The organism is Kitasatospora sp. NPDC091335 (assembly GCF_044757205.1).
Classification (GTDB): domain Bacteria; phylum Actinomycetota; class Actinomycetes; order Streptomycetales; family Streptomycetaceae; genus Kitasatospora.
In genome coordinates, this window is sequence record NZ_JBIVUM010000019.1 from 1 (window position 1) to 17,171 (window position 17,171).

Sequence of the window (17,171 nt, forward strand, 5' to 3'; positions counted from 1 at the left end):
GGGGGGACCCTGTGGGAGAGTAGGACGCCGCCGAACAATTCTTCTGAAGAACCCCCATCCGGGAATCCCGGATGGGGGTTCTTCGCGTTTCCGGGTCGTCGGTGAGCCAGGACAGGGGGCAGTGGGGCCGGCGGCCGCGGGCACACCGGAAAAAATCTTGGCCGGCTGTGTCGAGAACCCGTGCCCGGCACCGTCCCCGGGGTGAACGCGGCCACAATGGGTGGCACCGGCTCCAAGGAGAAGACGATGGCCAAGTACCTGCTGCTGAAGCACTACCGGGGCGCCCCGGCCGCGGTCGACTGCACCCCCATGGACCAGTGGACGCCGGAGGAGGTCGCGGCCCACATCAAGTACATGCAGGACTTCGCGGCCCGGCTGGAGCAGACCGGCGAGTTCGTCGACGGCCAGGCGCTCGCGCCCGAGGGCACGTGGGTCCGGTACGACGGGGAGGGCCGGCCGCCGGTCACCGACGGGCCGTTCGCCGAGACCAAGGACCTGATCGCCGGCTGGATGGTGATCGACGTGGACAGCTACGAGCGCGCCCTCGAACTGGCCGGTGAGCTCTCCGCCGCCCCGGGCGCCGGTGGGAGACCGATCCACGAGTGGCTGGAGCTGCGGCCGTTCCTGGCGGCCCCGCCCACCATCACGGAGTGATCCCGGGGACAGGGGCCAGTGGAGTTCCAAGTGACTTACGGGACAGGTGAGTTCGGATGAACGAGGCCCTGCTGAGGAGCCTCACGCCGAGCGTCATCGGCATCCTCGTCCGCCGCGGAGCAGGCTTCGCGGCGGCCGAGGACGCCGTGCAGGAGGCGCTGGTCGAGGCGGTCCGGGTCTGGCCGGCCGAACGGCCCCGCGATCCCAAGGGCTGGCTGGTCACCGTGGCCTGGCGGAAGTTCCTGGACGCCACCAGGTCGGACACCGCCCGTCGACGCCGGGAGGACCTGGTCGACCTGGAGCCGGAACCGGGGCCCGCGGCCGACGCGGACGACACGCTCCAGCTCTACTTCCTGTGCGCCCACCCGTCGTTGACGCCCTCCTCGGCGGTCGCGCTGACCCTGCGCGCCGTGGGCGGGCTGACCACCCGCCAGATCGCCCGGGCCTATCTGGTGCCCGAGGCGACCATGGCGCAGCGGATCAGCAGGGCCAAGCGCACCGTCGCGGGCGTCCGGTTCGATCAGCCCGGGGACGTCGCCACCGTGCTCCGGGTCCTCTACCTGGTCTTCAACGAGGGCTACTCCGGCGATGTCGACCTCGCGGCCGAGGCCATCCGGCTCACCCGGCAGCTCGCGGCCGTGGTCGACCATCCCGAGGTGGCGGGGCTGCTGGCGCTGATGCTGCTGCACCACGCCCGGCGGGCGAGCCGGACCGCGCCCGACGGCGGTCTGGTGCCGCTCGCCGAGCAGGACCGGGCCCAGTGGGACACCGGGCTGATCGCGGAGGGCATCACGGTGCTCCAGCGGGCGCTGGCCCGGGACCGGCTGGGCGAGTTCCAGGCCCAGGCGGCGGTCGCGGCGCTGCACGCCGACGCGCTCACCGCCGAGGAGACGGACTGGGTGCAGATCGTCGAGTGGTACGACGAGCTGGTCCGGCTGACCGGGAGCCCGGTGGTGCGGCTCAACCGCGCGGTGGCCGTCGGCGAGGCGGACGGTCCGCGGGCCGGGCTGGCGGCGCTCGCGGAGCTGGACGACTCGCTGCCCAGGCGTACCGCGGTGGCGGCGTACCTGCACGAGCGCGACGAGGACGTGGTGACGGCGGCCCGGCTGTACGCGGTGGCGGCGCACGAGGCGCCCAACCTCGCCGAGCGCGACTATCTGACCCGTCAGGCGGCGCGGCTCAATGCGGTGCTGAAGGACCGTCGGACGGGCTGAAGCGCCTGGCGCGGAAGTGTGCCGGGGGCTCAGAGCCGCCCGGCGGCCTTCAGTGCCAGGTAGGTGTCGGCCAGCGCCGGGGCGATCCGGGCGGGCGGAGCGTCCAGGACGGTGGCGCCGTGGCGGGTGAGGCGCTCCGCGGTGGCCCGGCGGTCGGCGCGGGTCTGCTCGGCTGCCGCCGAGCCGTAGACCGCCTCCAGGGTGCCCCGCCCGGCGGCGAGGACGTCCAGCTGGGGGTCGGCGACCGAGGCGAGGACGACCTCGTGCCGCTTGGTGAGCATGGGCAGCAGCGGGCGCAGGCCGTCCTCGACGGGTGCCGCGTCCAGGCCGGTGAGCAGCACGATCAGCGAGCGGTGCGGCGCCATCCTGAGGGCGGTGGAGACGAGCGAGCGCATGTCGGTCTCGTGCAGCGCGGGTTCCAGGCCGGCCATGGCGTTGGTGAAGGCGGGCAGCACCTCGTGGGCCGAACCGCCGGCCACCGCGACGCGCTTGCGGGTGTCGTGGGCGAGCAGGTCGACCCGGTCGCCGGCCCGGGTGGCGAGGGCGGTGAGCAGCAGCGCGGCGTCGAGGGCGGCGTCCAGGCGGGGTGCGTCGCCGACCCGGCCGGCCGAGGTGCGGCCGGTGTCGAGGACGACGAGGATGTGCCGGTCGCGCTCGGGGCGCCAGGTGCGGACGGCGACCGTGTTCCGGCGGGCGCTGGCGCGCCAGTCGATGGAGCGGACGTCGTCGCCGGGCAGGTACTCGCGCAGGGAGTCGAACTCGGTGCCCTGGCCGCGGGTCAGCACGGAGGTGCGGCCGTCGAGTTCGCGCAGCCGGGCGAGCCGGGAGGGCAGGTGCTTGCGACTGGTGAACGGGGGCAGCGCGCGGACCGTCCAGGGGACGAGGTGCGAGCCCTGGCGGCCGGCCAGGCCGAGCGGGCCGAGCGAGCGGACCGTCACCCGGTGGGCGTGGTGGTCGCCGCGGCGGGTGGGGGTGAGCACGGTGGTGACCCGGCGCCGTTCGCCGCCGGGGAGGTCCAGGGGGTGCCGGGAGGCGGCCTCGGCGGTGCCGGGGCGCCAGGCGGAGGGGGCCCAGGCGTCGCGGACCAGGCCGCGGAGCGGGCGGCCGGAGGGGTTGGTGACGGTCAGTTCGACCGTGGCGGGCTCGCCGAGCCGGACGGTGGTGTCGCCGGCCCTCCCGAACCGCAGGCCGCGGACGGGGGCGGCGAGCACCAGGTCGACCGCGACGGCGACCAGCACCGCACCGGTGACCAGGCCGATCCCGGTCCAGGACGGCAGCAGCAGACCCACGACGAGCGCGCCGAGTGCGGCGAGCAGGGCGGTTCGCCCGGTGAGGGCCATGCGGTGCGCTCCTTCGGAAACCCGGATGCCGGAAGCCCGGAAGCCCGTGAGCGGGAGGGCCGTGAGCCGGAGAGCCGGATCGGGTGCGGTCAGTGGTGCGGTGCGGTCAGCGGTGCGGCGAGAGCTGCGGCGAGAGCCGGACTCAGCGGGGCGCGGGCGTCTGGGCGAGGACGGCCTGGATGACGGAGTCGGCGGTGACTCCCTCCATCTCCGCCTCGGCGCGCAGGGCGACCCGGTGCCGCAGCGTGGGCAGGGCGAGCGCCTTGACGTCGTCCGGGGTGACGTAGTCGCGGCCGGCGAGCCAGGCCCAGGCGCGGGAGGCGGCGAGCAGGGCGGTGGCGCCGCGCGGGGAGACGCCGATGGACAGCGACGGGGACTGCCGGGTGGCCCGGCAGAGGTCGACGATGTAGGCGAGGACCTCGGGGGAGACGGTCAGCCTGGCGATCTGCTCGCGGGCGGCGGCCAGGTGCTCGGGGCCGGCGACCGGGCGGACGCCGGCCGCGCCGAGGTCCCGCGGGTCGAAGCCCGCGGCGTGCCGGGAGAGCACCTGGAACTCCTGGTCGCGGTCGGGCAGCGGCAGGACCAGCTTGAGCAGGAAGCGGTCCAGCTGGGCCTCGGGCAGCGGGTAGGTGCCCTCGTACTCGACCGGGTTCTGGGTCGCGGCGACCAGGAACGGGACGGGCAGCGCGCGCGGCTCGCCGTCCACCGTGACCTGGTGCTCCTCCATGGCCTCCAGCAGGGCGGCCTGGGTCTTCGGCGGGGTGCGGTTGATCTCGTCGGCGAGCAGCAGGTTGGTGAAGACCGGGCCGGGCTGGAAGGAGAACTCGGCGGTGCGGGCGTCGTAGACGAGCGAGCCGGTGACGTCGCCGGGCATCAGGTCGGGGGTGAACTGGATGCGCTTGGTCCCCAGGCTGAGCGCGGTGGACAGGGTGCGCACCAGCAGGGTCTTGGCGACGCCGGGGACGCCCTCCAGCAGCACGTGGCCGCCGCAGAGCAGGGCGACGACCAGGCCGGTCACGGCGGCGTCCTGGCCGACGACGGCCTTGCCGATCTCGGCGCGCAGGGCGGTCAGCGCGCCGCGCGGGTCGATGTGCGGATCGGTGGCGGGGGTGGCGGGTGCCGTGCCGGGGACGGAGCGGAGCTGGGCGGTTGCCTGGTCGGTCACGGGTTCCGTACCTGCCTTTCGAGGGCGTCGAGGTCGTCGGCGATCCGCAGCAGCGCGGCGTCGTCGGTCGGGGGCGGGCCGTACAGCAGGGCCCGGACGTCCCCGGCGGGCCGTTCGGGCAGCCGGCCGGCCACGGCGGCGCAGAGCGCCTCGGGGTCGGGCGCGCCCGCCTGGAGCGGGACGCCCAGGGCGGGGGCGAGACGGTGGGCGGCGGCGCCGCGCAGGGCCTCGGCGGCGCGGCCGCGGGCCCTGGCCCGCCGGTAGAGGCGGGCGCGGCCCTCGGTGGTCTCGGCGGCGCGGACCACCACGGGCAGGTTCTCGCTGACCACCGGGCCGAGCCGGCGCCCGCGCCACAGGGCGGCGAGCACGGCGGCGACGGCGAGCTGGTAGCCGGCCCAGCGCCAGCCGTCCGGGAGGTAGTCCTCGAAGGTCTTGGTGCGGGAGCTCTCGGGGAGCGGGACGGAGTAGTCGGGCAGGTGCCAGGTGAGGCGGGGCTGCGAGCCGAGCAGGCCGAGGGCGAGGGAGGCGTCGCCGTCCTCGGTCAGCCGGCCGTTGTGCAGGAAGGTGCCGCTGCCGAGCACGATGACGTCCCGGTCGCCGTCGCCGGCCGGGAGGTGGACCAGCGGGTAGCCGTGGCCGCGGGGGTAGCAGCCCTCGCCGCGGCTGCCGCTGGTGTAGAGCATGCCGCCCTGCTGGGCGCTGCCGGCCTGGACGGCCTCGGGGAGGGAGCATTCCGCGGGGGTGGAGCGGACGGCGGCGTACGGCGGCCCGCCCGCGTCGTCGGAGAGCCGGATACCGGGGGCGAGCACGGTGAGCGCGGCCGGTCCCGGGGCGACCAGCACCAGTCGCCGGTGCCGGGCGGCGGCGATGCCGTGCAGCTGGGCGGGGCTGAGCAGGTCGGGCTCGGGCAGGACGAGGGTGTCCTGACCGCCCGGGGAGAGCGCCGGGTCGGTGGTGAACCCGGCCTTGAGGCCCTGGCGTTCGAGCAGCGCGATGACGGCGTGGGTGCCGTCGCGGTCGTACGAGCGCGGGTCCAGTGGCGGGTAGCGGCGGTCCTGGCCGAGCGCGGACACGGCGGCGGCGCCGATCAGCAGGGCGGCGAGGACGGCCAGGTACCAGCGGGCCCGGCGCCACAGGGTGCGCGCGGTGGGCGCGAGGCTGGTCGGGGCGGCGGCGGGCGCTTCGACGGGCGGCACCGGGGCGGGTGTGGGGACGGTGCCGGTCATGCCGCTCCTCCCGGGGTCGGGGCGGGGACGGCGGCCTGGTCGGGCGTGAGGACCGGGCGGGTGCGTTCCAGCGTCCGGTCGAGCTCGTGCAGCAGCCGGTACGCGTCCTGGTCGGCGGTGTGTTCGCCGTACGCGATGTCGTCGAAGGTCCGGGCGGCGGCGGCCAGGGCGGCGGCGTGCTCGGGCAGTGCCCGGCCGGCCTCGGCGGCGGCCTCGTCGGCGGTGCGGCCGGGGCGGGTGTCGAGCAGGGTGCGCTCCTCCAGGCCGCGGACCAGCGCGCGCATCTGCTCGCGGACGGCCTCGGTCCAGCGTCCGGCGGCGGCGTGCCCGGCGGCGTCCGCCCGGTACCGGGCGGCGCTGCGCGGGCCTTCGGCGCCGTACACGTCCTGGACGGTGCGGGCAGTGCGGCGGGGTGCGCCGAGGCGCCACCAGAGCGCGGCGCCGATCAGCACCGCGACGATCAGGAAGAGGATCAGTCCGGTGGTGCCGCTGGTGCCCTCGCCGGAGATGCTGTCGAGCGCGTCGGCGATGTGGTCGTAGAACCAGTCCGTGATCCGTTGCAGCACGGACGGGTCGTGCTTGTGGTACTCCGCGTCGAGAAGCTCGTCGCGGGCGGCGTCGCGCGCCGGGTCACGCGGGACGGTGACCGGGGCGCCGCCCGCGACGAGGAGCCTGTCCCCCCAGCTGGGCATCCGGTTCAGCGCCTCGCCGTGGTCGGGTCGCCCGGCCCGTTCCGGCCGGTGCCGCCGTAGTCGGGCAGACCGGCGGCGCGGGCGAGCTCGATGTCCAGGGCCTCGCGGCGGATCCGCTGGTCGATGTAGACCAGCACGCCGACGGTGGCGATGAACGGGGTGGTGAAGGTGCCGGCGATGATCCCGGCGACCGCCAGCAGGATCACCATGGCGGTGCCCTGGTCGGCGGTGGTGGGCAGGCCCTGGCCGTCGAGGCTCTCGAAGCCGAGGGCCAGGCCGAGGAACTGGAACGGGACGATGACGATCATCGCGGTGATGAACGCCAGGATCTGGGCCAGGACGGTGATGCCGAGGACCCGCCACCAGGCGCCGCGGACCAGGCGCCGCGAGCGCGACAGCGCCGTCAGCACGCCCTGCTTCTCCAGCATCAGGGCGGGGGCGGCGAGGCTGAAGCGCACCCACAGCCAGATGGCGACGGGCGCGGTCAGCAGGGCGACCAGGGTCAGCAGGCCGGCGATCGCGTCGGAGTCCGCGCCGGCGGCGGAGTAGCCGATCAGCGGGAGCAGGCCGAGCAGGATCACCCCGGGGCCCAGCAAGAGGGTGAACACGGTCAGCCCGAGCAGTTGCAGCAGCCGGGGACGGGCGTCGCGCCAGGCCTCCCCGGCGGTCACGGGCCGGCCGAGGACGGCGCGGCTGACCACGATGGTGAGCAGCGCGGTGGCGAACACGGTGAGCAGCAGGTCGAGCGGCAGCCCGGCCAGCATCCGCAGGGTCGGGGTGGCCGCGCCGGTCCTGCCCTTGACCAGCAGGTTGACCAGGACGGTGCCGGCCTGGGAGACGACGGCGAGGCCGAGCGAGAACGCGAGCACGGTGCGCCAGTGCCGGCGGACGGTGGTGACGGCGCCGTCCAGCAGTTCGCCGACGGTCAGCGGGCGCAGCGGGATGACGCCCGGCTTGGGGCTCAGCGGGGCGCCCCAGCCGTACGGGCGTCGGCCGCCGGGCTGCTGCTGCCCCCACTGCTGCCCACCGTGCTGTTCCTGCCGGGGGGCGCCGGCCGGGCCGGTCCAGCCGGGGGTGGCCTGCGGTGGTGCCGACGGCCCGGGCACGGCGGCGGGCGCGTCGGCCGGGGGCCGGGCGCCGTCGCGGGGCGGCTCGGACGAGCTGGGCGAGGCCCAGCCCGGGGTGTCGGTCATCACTGCTCCTCGGAGGGCGTCAGGGGCGCGACTGCGGGCGGTCTCCGCCCGCGCGCAGCGCCCATCGTGCCATGGGGCCGGAAACCGGCCCCACGGTGATCGGGTTGCCGATCGGCAACGGCCCTCCGGGGCGGGCCGGGTGGTGGTCCGCGAGGCGTTCCGAGCCGCCCCGGCAGGGTTATTCGCCCGGTATGGCCGGAATGCACCGGCAGGGGAGTTGGCCGTTCTGGAGCATTGGCACTGCTGTGCGGCAGGTCACAATCCGGTAATGAGAAGATGGACGCATGAAGGGACGCGTCCTCGTCGTTGATGACGACTCCGCACTGGCCGAGATGCTCGGTATCGTGCTGCGTGGTGAGGGTTTTGAGCCGTTTTTCGTCGCGGATGGAGACAGGGCGCTAGCCGCGTTCAGGGAGACCAAGCCAGACCTGGTCCTGCTGGACCTGATGCTGCCCGGCAGGGACGGTATCGACGTCTGTCGGCAGATCCGGGCGGAGTCCGGCATCCCGATCGTGATGCTGACCGCGAAGACCGACACGGTCGACGTCGTGGTGGGCCTGGAATCGGGTGCCGACGACTACGTCACCAAGCCGTTCAAGCCCAAGGAGCTGGTGGCCCGGGTGCGCGCCAGGCTGCGCCGCGCCGAGGAGCCCACTCCCGAGCAGCTGACCATCGGCGACCTGGTGATCGACGTGGCGGGCCACTCGGTCAAGCGGGACGGCCGGGGCATCCCGCTGACCCCGCTGGAGTTCGACCTGCTGGTCGCGCTGGCCCGCAAGCCCTGGCAGGTGTTCACCCGCGAGGTGCTGCTGGAGCAGGTCTGGGGCTACCGGCACGCGGCGGACACCCGCCTCGTCAACGTCCACGTGCAGCGCCTGCGCTCCAAGATCGAGAAGGACCCGGAGCGCCCCGAGATCGTGGTGACCGTCCGCGGCGTCGGCTACAAGGCCGGACCCAGCTGACGTGACGGACCGGGCAGACGACACCCCGTCGGGTTCCGCGACCGACGGGGCCGGGGCCGTGCGCGGCGACGTGCTGAGTTCGACCACCCGCCGCCGGCGCGGCCCCGCGGGTGCGGTCGGGCTGGTGAAGCGTCAGCTGCGCCGCCCCGTGCACCGGGTGGCCACGCTGTACCGCCGGTCGATCCAGCTGCGCGTGGTCGCGGTGTCCCTGCTGGCGTCCATCGCGGTGGTCCTGGTGCTGGGCGTGGTCGTGGTGGCGCAGGTGCGCACCGGCCTGCTCGACACCAAGATCGACGCCGCCCGCGCGCAGGCCAGGATCGGCTTCCAGGTCGAGCAGAAGAAGATCGACGAGGCCGGGGAGCAGAAGCTGCGCGGCGGCGGCGACCCGGCCGTCGACGAGGTCGGTACCTGGCTGCTGCGGCAGGTCAACGACCTGGCCGGGAGCGGGCAGACCGTCTACTCGGTGATCGCGATGGCCCCCGGCACCGGCACCGTCGTCCCGGACACCGCCGGCTTCGCGCCGCGCTACTCGGGCGACATCCAGCCGAACAGCATCCCGGACTCCCTGCGGGCCAAGCTGCGCTCCGAGCCCACCCAGCAGATGTTCGACCAGCCGACCCGGATCCACCGCTCGCCCGAGAGCAGCGTCAAGTCGGAGCCGGGGCTGGCCCTCGGCATGCAGTTCGTCGGCCCGGGCGGGACGCCGTACCAGCTGTTCTACGTGTTCTCCTTCGGGCAGGAGACCGACACCCTCAACCTGGTCACCGGCACCCTGGCGACCGCCGGCGTGTTCGTGGTGATCCTGATGGGCGGCATCGCCTGGGTCGTGGTGCGCCAGGTCGTCACCCCGGTCAGGATGGCCGCCGGGATCTCCGAGCGGCTCGCCGACGGGCACCTGGAGGAGCGGATGAAGGTCACCGGGACGGACGACATCGCCCGCCTCGGGGAGTCCTTCAACCGGATGGCCAACGCCCTCCAGGCGCAGATCCGCCAGCTGGAGGAGCTGTCCCGGGTGCAGCGGCGGTTCGTCTCCGACGTCTCGCACGAGCTGCGCACGCCGCTGACGACGGTCCGGATGGCCGCCGACCTGATCTACGACAGCCGCGAGGACCTGGACCCGATGGCGGCCCGCTCGGCGGAGCTGCTCCAGGGCCAGCTGGACCGCTTCGAGTCGCTGCTCGCCGACCTGCTGGAGATCAGCCGCTTCGACGCCGGCGCCGCGATCCTGGACGCCGAGCCGGTCGACCTGCGCGAGATCGTGGCCCGGGTGCTGGAGGCCGCGGACCCGCTGGCCCAGGCCAAGGGCAGCGCCGTGGTGATCCGCGGCGACGGCGAGCCGGTGCTCGCCGAGGTGGACTCCCGCCGGATCGAGCGCATCCTGCGCAACCTGGTGGTCAACGCCCTGGAGCACGGCGAGGGCCGCGAGGTGGTGGTCCGGCTGGGTTCCGCGGACGGCGCGGTCGCGGTCGGCGTGCGCGACTACGGCATCGGTCTCAAGCCGGGCGAGGCGTCCCGGGTGTTCCACCGCTTCTGGCGGGCCGACCCGTCCCGGGTGCGGACCACCGGCGGCACCGGCCTCGGCCTGTCCATCGCCGTCGAGGACGCCCACCTGCACGGCGGCTGGCTCCAGGCCTGGGGCGAGCCGGGCGGTGGATCGCACTTCCGGCTCACCCTGCCGCGCACCCGCGGCGGCGAGATCACCAGGGCGCCGTTCCGGCTGGAGCCGGAGGACTCCCGCAACAACCGGGGCCTGGGCGCGCAGGGCACGCCGTACCGGCGGGCGATCAGCCCGGCGGGATCGACGGCGACGGCCGCCGTCGAGGACCACGCGGAGACGCCGGAGGGCAACGGCCTCGGCAGCGGGCTCGGCGGGGTGCTGAACATCGGCCCGGGGCTGGGCCGGCGCCGGCTGCCCGAGGGCCCGCGCGCGGACCCCTCGGACGTGCGGGCGGCGGCCGGGTACGGGGCCACCGGCGCCCAGGTCATGGTGGACCCGACGCCGGGACGGCTGTCGGTGGCACAGCGGACGGCGGAGCCGGACGCCACGGGTGGGACGACGGACGCGGAGGGGTCGCAGCGTGCGAAGGACGAGCAACAGGACTGAGCCGCGGGTCCTCGCGGTGGTCGGCGGGCTGCTCGGCGCCCTGGTGGCGAGCGGCTGCGCGGCCATGCCCGACTCCGGCGGCATCACCAGGGTGGAGCTGTCCCAGGGCTCGGCCGACAAGAACCTCCAGGCCCGGGTCTACCCGGTGGCGCCCGGCAAGGGCGCCAAGCCACGCGAGCTGCTGACCGGGTTCCTGGACGCGGTGACCGCCGACGAGGGGTACGACACCGCGCGCAAGTACCTCACCGAGAGCGCCGCCGCGGACTGGAAGCCGGAGCTGGGGATCGTGGTGCTCGCGTCCACGACCATCCCGGCCGGCCAGGACGTCACCGACGCGGACACCACGGTCTCGGTGCCGGTGAGCGGGCAGCTGGTCGCCAACGTCGACGAGAAGCACTCGTACCGGCTGGTCGCCGGGCAGAACAACAGCGTCTCCGACTTCACCTTCGTCCGGAAGGACGGCGAGTGGCGGATCGACAAGCTGCCATCCGGCGTGATCATGAACGAGACCAACTTCCGGAACAGCTTCCGGCAGGTCGAGCGGTTCTTCTACACCGCGCCCGACCCGTCGGCGGTGGCCTCGGGGAACGTCGGCCAGGAGGTGCTGGTCGCCGACCCGATCTACCTGCGGCGCCGGGTGGACCCGCTGGCCTCGGCGGCCCAGGCGGTGGCCGACGGACCCTCGAAGTGGCTCTCGCAGGTGGTCAGGACGGCGTTCCCGGACGGCACCAGGGTCGAGCGGGTGACCATGGACGACTCCAAGGGCGCCCACGTGCAGCTCGGCGCGGCCGACCTCGGCGAGCCGATGGCCTGCCGCCGGATGGCGACCCAGCTCTTCTACACCCTCGCCGACCAGGGCAAGGGCCAGTTCGACAAGCTGGAACTGAAGGGGCCCGGCGGTTCCTGCACCGCCACCCGCGGCGACAGCCCGGCCACCGGTCCCGGCTCCCTGGCCGGGCAGGCGGCCCCGACGCAGTACTACCAGCGTGCCGACGGCGCCCTGGTGGCGACCGACGAGGGGCGCCCCGGCGACCCGGTCCGCGGCATCCTCGGCAAGCCGCAGTCGAACACCAAGCCGCCGCTCGGCGTCTTCGCGGTCAGCCGCGGCGCCAACCAGGCCGCCGCGATCAGCGAGGACGGCCACCAGGTCTACTCGGTGCCGCTGGCGGACAACGCGGTGGCCATGGGCGAGCCGGTGCTCAGCTCGCCGGCCAAGGGCGGCGACAAGGAGGACGGCTTCGACTCGCCCAGCTGGGACGGCCGCGGCGACCTCTGGGTGGTGGACCACAACAAGCAGGCACCGCGGGTGGTGATGGTGCGCGGCGCCAAGCCGTACACCGTGTCGGTCGAGGGGCTGACCGGACAGACCGTGCAGGCGCTGAAGATCTCCTCGGACGGCCTCCGGGTCGCCCTGGTGGTCAGGACCCAGGGCTCGGCGATCCGCTCGCTGATGTTCGGGCTGGTGGTGCACGGCGGCACCCCGCAGGCGCCGACCGTGAAGATCACCGATCTGCGCCGGGCCGCTCCCACGCTCACCGACGTCGCCTCGGTGTCCTGGGCGGAGAGCGACCAGCTGGTCGTGCTCGGCAAGGAGGCCGACCGGACCCAGCAGCTGTACTTCATCAGCACCGACGGTTCGCAGAGCACGGACACCCAGTTGCAGAGCGCCGAGAGCATGCTGACCGTCGCGGCCTCGGAGTCCCGGCAGGACCGCCTGGCTCAGGTGCCGTCGGTGCTCGCGATGGGTGAGGTCAAGCAGACGGACGGCAAGCCGAGCGAGATCAAGGCCTTCCGCCTGGTCAACAACCAGTGGCGGGAGACCTCGCTGATCGACAAGCCACGGTCCTTCTTCTACGCGGGCTGAGGCCCGGGCGGGCTGACGGGGCGTTCGGGTGGGGGCCGCGCGCCCTCCCGGGGGCTCCCCGGGGCCTTCCTGTGCCTCCCTGGCGTCTTCCCCGCGCCCTCGCGGTGGGCTGACGGGGTGCCGGCGGTCAGCCGGCCTGGTGCGCCGTCGCCGCGACCGTGGCTCCGGCCAGGGCGGGCAGCCCGGCGTCGGCCAGGGCCCTGGCGGCCTCGGCGAGGCTGGCCCCGGTGGTCACCAGGTCGTCCACCAGCACCGGGTGACGGCCGGTCAGGCCCGCCAGGCGAGTCACGCCCGCCGGCCCCGTCCCGGCGCGCGGCGGCACGGTGAGCGCGCCGTGCAGGTTGCGGCGCCGCTCGGCGGCGTTCAGCCCGCTCTGGTCGGCGACCGGTCTGGTGTGCCGCAGCAGCGGCGCGGTCCGTACGTCGAGGCCGGCCCGGCGCAGCGAGCGGGCGGCCGCCCCGGCCAGCCGCAGCGTCGGATCGTGTCCGCGGGCGCGGACCGCGGAGCGCGCCGAGGGCATCGGGACCAGCAGTAGCGGCGCGGCCCCGGCCCGTGCCCCCAGGGCGGAGCGCACCGCCCGGCCGAGGGCCTCGCCGAGCGGCCCGGCCAGCCGCAGCGCGCCCCGCTCCTTGTGCGCGAGCAGCAGTTGGCGGACCGGACCGGCGTACGGCGCGGCGGCGTGCGCCCAGGGCAGCAGGGTGGGGGCGGGCCTGGCGGTGGCCAGCGCGTGCCGGCAGGCCGGGCAGAGCTGGGTGCGCTCGCTGCCGCAGCCCGCGCAGTCGGCGGGCAGCAGGACGTCCAGCAGGCCGGCCAGCGCGTGGCCGAGCGGTCCTTGGACGGACGGCGGGCGGGTAGAGGAGGGGGACGTCGGCACGGCTGCTCCTGGCGGCGGCAGACACGGAGAGTCAGCACAGGATCGGCCGTATGGGGGGCGTTGTCCAGGCATTTACCCATACTTCACCCACGGGAGGGTAGACAGGGTGCACCAGCTTGACCGCCCGACCGCAGTATCGGGTCATACCCTCCTTATCGCCTGAGGAGGCGAAAAACCCGTGTGAGGTGTTCGATAAGGCCCAGGGGGTTTCAAACGTCCCTGGTGGGGAGGAAGTGAGGTGAGGGCCAGTCGTTTCCCGCCGCTGGCGGCGGGGGGCGGGGGGCCGGCAGTGGACGGGCTGGTCCAGCTGGGTCTCAGTCCGGTCCGGTAGCACCCGGATCGGCGTCAGCACGAGGGATCGGAGTTCTGCGTGGACATCGTCGTCAAGGGCCGCAAGACCGAGGTGCCCAAGAGGTTCCGCGAGCACGTGGCCGAGAAGCTGGAGAAGGTCCAGAAGTTCGACGCCAAGGCCATCAGCCTCGACGTCGAGGTGTCCAAGGAGCACAACCCGCGGCAGGCCGACCGCTCCGATCGGGTGGAGATCACTCTCCGCAGCCGCGGCCCCGTGATCCGGGCCGAAGCCGCCGCCGGGGACCCGTACGCGGCGCTCGACCTGGCGTCGGCGAAGCTCGACGCGCAGCTGCGCAAGTCCGCGGACCGGCGCCGGGTGCACAAGGGCGGCGCCAACGGCCGCACCCCGATCAGCGTCGCCGAGGCGACCGCGTCCCTGGCCTCGCTGCCGGAGACGACGGCGCCGGAGAACGAGACGAACGGCGCTGTCCGCAAGACCATGATGGGATCCGTGGAAGTGGAGGGCGAAGGCCCGCTGGTGGTCCGGGAGAAGACGCACCCGGCCGCCCCCATGGCGCTGGACCAGGCGCTCTACGAGATGGAGTTGGTCGGCCACGACTTCTATCTCTTCGTGGAGAAGGACAGCGGTCTGCCGAGCGTGGTCTACCGCCGGCACGGTTACAACTACGGCGTCATCCACCTCCAGACCGACCTCGCGGCCGGGGCGGGCAGTGGGGCGGGCGGCGCGATCGGCGGGTCCGACGGCGAGGACTGACCGTCCGAGCAGCGATGGAGGGGTGACCCCGGCGGCCGCGGCCGCCGGGGTCACCGGCGTTCGGGGGCAGGGCGGTTCGAACGGCGCCGTGTCCCGGGGCGGGGTCACCCGATGCGGGGGAATCGGCATCGGAGCGTGACCGTGGCGGGTTCGGGGCGTGGAATGATTGGCGCACGACGACCCGCGAAGGGGGAGGAGCGGATGGGGGATCACTTCGGGCTGGGGCCCGGCAGGCCCGGGATGCCGTTGGGGGCGGAGGAGGAGCCTGCGTACGAGCCGCGCCGGGGTGAGCCGATCCGCGTGTTGGTGGTGGACGACCACGCGCTGTTCAGGCGGGGTCTGGAGATCGTCCTCGCGGAGGAGCCGGACATCAAGGTCGTCGGCGAGGCCGGGGACGGCGCCGAGGCGGTGCTGAAGGCCGCTGACCTGCTGCCCGACATCATCCTCATGGACGTCCGGATGCCGCGCCGCAGCGGGATCGAGGCCTGCACGGCGATCAAGGACGTGGCGCCCAGCACCAAGATCATCATGCTGACGATAAGCGACGAGGAGGCCGACCTCTACGAGGCGATCAAGGCGGGGGCCACCGGCTACCTGCTCAAGGAGATCTCCACCGACGAGGTCGCCACCGCGATCCGCGCGGTCGCCGACGGGCAGTCGCAGATCAGCCCCTCGATGGCGTCCAAGCTGCTCACCGAGTTCAAGTCGATGATCCAGCGCCGCTCGGACGACCGGGACCTGGTGCCCGCACCCCGGCTCACCGACCGGGAGTTGGAGGTGCTCAAGCTGGTGGCGACCGGGATGAACAACCGGGAGATCGCCAAGGAGCTGTTCATCAGCGAGAACACGGTGAAGAACCACGTGCGCAACATCCTGGAGAAGCTCCAGCTGCACTCCAGGATGGAGGCCGTGGTGTACGCGATGCGGGAGAAGATCCTCGAAATAGGGTGAGCCGGCCGGGACCTACCGGTCCGCCAGCAGTTTCTCCAGGGTCGGGCGCAGCCGCTCGTCGTGCAGCGTCCCGACCCGCACCTCGTCGCAGCCGACCCAGTCGGCGGCCTCGCGCAGGGCCGTCGCCAGCGCCTCGACGTGCCGGGTGCCGCCGCCTTCCAGCGAGACCTGGCGGGCGACCAGGGTGCGGCCCTCGCGGGCCGGGTCGACCCGGCCGACCAGCCGGCCGCCGGTCAGCAGCGGCATCGCGAAGTAGCCGTGCACCCGCTTGTGCTTGGGGGTGTAGGCCTCCAGCCGGTGGGTCATCCCGAAGATCCGCTCGGTGCGGGCGCGGTCCCAGACCAGCGAGTCGAACGGCGAGAGCAGCGTGGTGCGGTGGCGCCCGCGCGGGGGTGCGGCGAGGGCGGCCGGGTCGGCCCAGGCGGCGGCCGGGGCGCCGTCCTGGCCCCAGCCGGCCACCTCGACCGGGACCAGCCCGCAGTCGGCGAGCACCGGGTCCAACTCCTCGGCGCGCAGCCGGTGGTAGTCCAGCAGGTCGGTCCTGGTGGCCACGCCGAGCGCGGCGCCGGCCTGGGCGGCCAGGGTGCGCACGCACTCCTCGTCCGACCGCTGCTGCCCGAGCAGGGCGTCCGGGACGGCCTGCTCGGCCAGGGCGTAGACCCGCTTCCAGCTCCGGCGTTCGGTGCAGACCACGTCGCCGAAGGCCAGCGCCCGTTCGACCGCGATCTTGGTGTCGGACCAGTCCCACCACTCGGCGGTCTTCTTGGCGCCGCCCAGCTCGGTGGAGGTCAACGGCCCCTCGGCGCGCAGCTTGTCGAGCACGCCGCGGTAGGTCTCGGGCGTGACCTGGTAGCCCCAGAGGTGGCCGCGGTCGCGGTAGCGGCGGCGCCGGAAGGCGAACAGCGGCCACTCCTCGACCGGCAGGACGCAGGCCGCGTGCGACCAGTACTCGAAGCTGGTGCCGCCGCCCCAGTAGGCCGCCTCCACGGCGGGCCGGCCGACCGCGCCGAGGCGGGCGTACGGGATCAGCTCGTGGGAGCGGGCGAGCACCGAGATGGTGTCCAGCTGGACGGCGCCCAGGTGCCGCAGCACCCCGCGCACCCCGGCCCTGCGGTCGGGCGCTCCCAGCAGGCCCTGGGCGCGCAGGGCGATCCGGCGGGCTTCGTCCGCACCGAGGGTGGTGACGGGCGCGGGGCGGGGGACGGCGGCAGTCATGGCGGCGAGCGTATCCCGGTGCACCGACGGTGCGGACGGGCTCAGTGGAGGTCGGCGGGCAGCAGGGAGGCGATCCAGGCGTCGTGGAAGACGCCGCGCTGCTCGGCGTACGAGCGCAGGGTGCCCTCGAAGCGGTAGCCGGCCTTCTCGGCGACCGCGCGGGAGCCCTCGTTGCCGACGTAGGCCTGCCACTCCAGGCGGCGCAGGCCGAGCTCGCGCAGGCCGTGGCGGGAGACGGCACGGGCGGCCTCGGTGGTGTAGCCGCGGCCGCGGAACTCCTTCACCGCCCACCAGCCGATCTCGGCGGAGCCCGGATCGTGGGGGCGCAGGACGAGCGCCTGGGAACCGACCAGGGCGCCGGAGCCGCGCTCGAACACGCACCAGATCCGGTTCGCTCCGGTGCGCCCGCCCTCGACGGCTAGATCGCGCACGAAGTACTCCGCGTCCTCGCGCCGGTACGGCGACGGCACGACCGTCCAGCGCTGGATCTCCGGGTCCTGGCAGGCGGCGAAGACCGCGTCGATGTCGGACTCCCGAGGGGCGCGCAGGACGAGCCGCTCGGTGGTGAGGGTGGCCGGTTCCGCGGCGGTTTCTTCCATGAACGGATTATTCCGCCGGGCGGGAGGGCGGGCATCCGAATATCCCGCCGGT

Annotated in this window: 15 protein-coding genes; 7 read left to right on the top strand and 8 right to left on the bottom strand. The window is 74.3% G+C overall.

Annotated features, from left to right (window positions below; genetic code table 11):
- The first annotated feature begins 246 nt into the window (after positions 1–246).
- Together ACIQOW_RS31565 and ACIQOW_RS31570 are read left to right on the top strand one after the other, a co-directional pair.
- Positions 247–654 (top strand): YciI family protein, encoded by a 408-nt coding sequence (locus ACIQOW_RS31565; RefSeq protein ID WP_401090945.1) that lies wholly within the window; start codon positions 247–249, stop codon positions 652–654.
- A gap of 56 nt (positions 655–710) precedes the next feature.
- A complete protein-coding gene (locus ACIQOW_RS31570) occupies positions 711–1,868 on the top strand; it encodes an RNA polymerase sigma factor (protein WP_401090727.1) in 1,158 nt (385 codons plus the stop codon).
- 29 nt (positions 1,869–1,897) lie between these two features.
- Here the strand turns inward: ACIQOW_RS31570 and ACIQOW_RS31575 are convergent, their stop codons facing one another.
- The 5 genes from ACIQOW_RS31575 to ACIQOW_RS31595 form a co-directional block, all read right to left on the bottom strand.
- Positions 1,898–3,208: a DUF58 domain-containing protein gene (locus ACIQOW_RS31575; RefSeq protein WP_401090729.1), complete on the bottom strand. Its 1,311-nt coding sequence runs from the start codon at positions 3,206–3,208 to the stop codon at positions 1,898–1,900.
- 142 nt (positions 3,209–3,350) lie between these two features.
- Positions 3,351–4,373 carry an AAA family ATPase gene (locus ACIQOW_RS31580; protein ID WP_401090731.1) on the bottom strand — a complete coding sequence of 341 codons (1,023 nt, stop codon included), beginning with the start codon at positions 4,371–4,373 and terminating at the stop codon, positions 3,351–3,353.
- Complete coding sequence (locus ACIQOW_RS31585) at positions 4,370–5,599, bottom strand: DUF4350 domain-containing protein (protein WP_401090733.1); 1,230 nt, start codon at positions 5,597–5,599, stop codon at positions 4,370–4,372. The genes ACIQOW_RS31580 and ACIQOW_RS31585 overlap by 4 nt, the downstream gene beginning before the upstream one ends.
- Complete coding sequence (locus tag ACIQOW_RS31590; protein WP_401090734.1) at positions 5,596–6,291, bottom strand: DUF4129 domain-containing protein; 696 nt, start codon at positions 6,289–6,291, stop codon at positions 5,596–5,598. The genes ACIQOW_RS31585 and ACIQOW_RS31590 overlap by 4 nt, the downstream gene beginning before the upstream one ends.
- A gap of 5 nt (positions 6,292–6,296) precedes the next feature.
- Positions 6,297–7,484 carry a hypothetical protein gene (locus tag ACIQOW_RS31595; RefSeq protein WP_401090736.1) on the bottom strand — a complete coding sequence of 396 codons (1,188 nt, stop codon included), beginning with the start codon at positions 7,482–7,484 and terminating at the stop codon, positions 6,297–6,299.
- A gap of 284 nt (positions 7,485–7,768) precedes the next feature.
- Between ACIQOW_RS31595 and mtrA the strand changes: the two genes are divergently transcribed.
- Genes mtrA through ACIQOW_RS31610 form a run of 3 tightly spaced genes read left to right on the top strand, consistent with a single transcriptional unit; the run spans position 7,769 to position 12,414 of the window.
- The gene (mtrA, locus tag ACIQOW_RS31600; RefSeq protein ID WP_030247322.1) at positions 7,769–8,446 is read left to right on the top strand and encodes an MtrAB system response regulator MtrA; all 678 of its coding nucleotides are present in this window, start codon (positions 7,769–7,771) and stop codon (positions 8,444–8,446) included.
- 1 nt (position 8,447) lies between these two features.
- Positions 8,448–10,550: an MtrAB system histidine kinase MtrB gene (mtrB, locus tag ACIQOW_RS31605; protein WP_401090737.1), complete on the top strand. Its 2,103-nt coding sequence runs from the start codon at positions 8,448–8,450 to the stop codon at positions 10,548–10,550.
- Positions 10,525–12,414, top strand: coding sequence for an LpqB family beta-propeller domain-containing protein (locus tag ACIQOW_RS31610; protein ID WP_401090739.1), 1,890 nt, complete (start codon positions 10,525–10,527; stop codon positions 12,412–12,414). The genes mtrB and ACIQOW_RS31610 overlap by 26 nt, the downstream gene beginning before the upstream one ends.
- A gap of 127 nt (positions 12,415–12,541) precedes the next feature.
- On the opposite strand, the gene ACIQOW_RS31615 is transcribed toward ACIQOW_RS31610, so the two are convergent.
- On the bottom strand, positions 12,542–13,288 hold the full coding sequence (locus ACIQOW_RS31615) for a ComF family protein (RefSeq protein WP_401090741.1): 747 nt from the start codon (positions 13,286–13,288) through the stop codon (positions 12,542–12,544).
- 370 nt (positions 13,289–13,658) lie between these two features.
- Between ACIQOW_RS31615 and hpf the strand changes: the two genes are divergently transcribed.
- Positions 13,659–14,354, top strand: coding sequence for a ribosome hibernation-promoting factor, HPF/YfiA family (gene hpf / locus ACIQOW_RS31620; RefSeq protein ID WP_188300879.1), 696 nt, complete (start codon positions 13,659–13,661; stop codon positions 14,352–14,354).
- Between the two features lie 201 nt (positions 14,355–14,555).
- Complete coding sequence (locus tag ACIQOW_RS31625) at positions 14,556–15,305, top strand: response regulator transcription factor (RefSeq protein WP_188300880.1); 750 nt, start codon at positions 14,556–14,558, stop codon at positions 15,303–15,305.
- A 12-nt stretch (positions 15,306–15,317) separates the two neighbouring features.
- On the opposite strand, the gene ACIQOW_RS31630 is transcribed toward ACIQOW_RS31625, so the two are convergent.
- Together ACIQOW_RS31630 and ACIQOW_RS31635 are read right to left on the bottom strand one after the other, a co-directional pair.
- Positions 15,318–16,520: a winged helix-turn-helix domain-containing protein gene (locus ACIQOW_RS31630; RefSeq protein WP_401090744.1), complete on the bottom strand. Its 1,203-nt coding sequence runs from the start codon at positions 16,518–16,520 to the stop codon at positions 15,318–15,320.
- 41 nt (positions 16,521–16,561) lie between these two features.
- A complete protein-coding gene (locus ACIQOW_RS31635) occupies positions 16,562–17,119 on the bottom strand; it encodes a GNAT family N-acetyltransferase (RefSeq protein WP_401090746.1) in 558 nt (185 codons plus the stop codon).
- Positions 17,120–17,171: the final 52 nt, after the last annotated feature.

Excerpts from the sequence above, each read along its gene's own strand:
- ACIQOW_RS31585 (WP_401090733.1), bottom strand. The coding sequence starts at position 5,599 with ATGACCGGCACCGTCCCCACACCCGCCCCGGTGCCGCCCGTCGAAGCG.
- ACIQOW_RS31635 (WP_401090746.1), bottom strand. The coding sequence starts at position 17,119 with ATGGAAGAAACCGCCGCGGAACCGGCCACCCTCACCACCGAGCGGCTC.
- ACIQOW_RS31575 (WP_401090729.1), bottom strand. The coding sequence starts at position 3,208 with ATGGCCCTCACCGGGCGAACCGCCCTGCTCGCCGCACTCGGCGCGCTC.
- mtrA (WP_030247322.1), top strand. The coding sequence starts at position 7,769 with ATGAAGGGACGCGTCCTCGTCGTTGATGACGACTCCGCACTGGCCGAG.
- ACIQOW_RS31590 (WP_401090734.1), bottom strand. The coding sequence starts at position 6,291 with ATGCCCAGCTGGGGGGACAGGCTCCTCGTCGCGGGCGGCGCCCCGGTC.
- ACIQOW_RS31595 (WP_401090736.1), bottom strand. The coding sequence starts at position 7,484 with ATGACCGACACCCCGGGCTGGGCCTCGCCCAGCTCGTCCGAGCCGCCC.
- ACIQOW_RS31630 (WP_401090744.1), bottom strand. The coding sequence starts at position 16,520 with ATGACTGCCGCCGTCCCCCGCCCCGCGCCCGTCACCACCCTCGGTGCG.
- ACIQOW_RS31570 (WP_401090727.1), top strand. The coding sequence starts at position 711 with ATGAACGAGGCCCTGCTGAGGAGCCTCACGCCGAGCGTCATCGGCATC.
- ACIQOW_RS31565 (WP_401090945.1), top strand. The coding sequence starts at position 247 with ATGGCCAAGTACCTGCTGCTGAAGCACTACCGGGGCGCCCCGGCCGCG.
- ACIQOW_RS31625 (WP_188300880.1), top strand. The coding sequence starts at position 14,556 with ATGGGGGATCACTTCGGGCTGGGGCCCGGCAGGCCCGGGATGCCGTTG.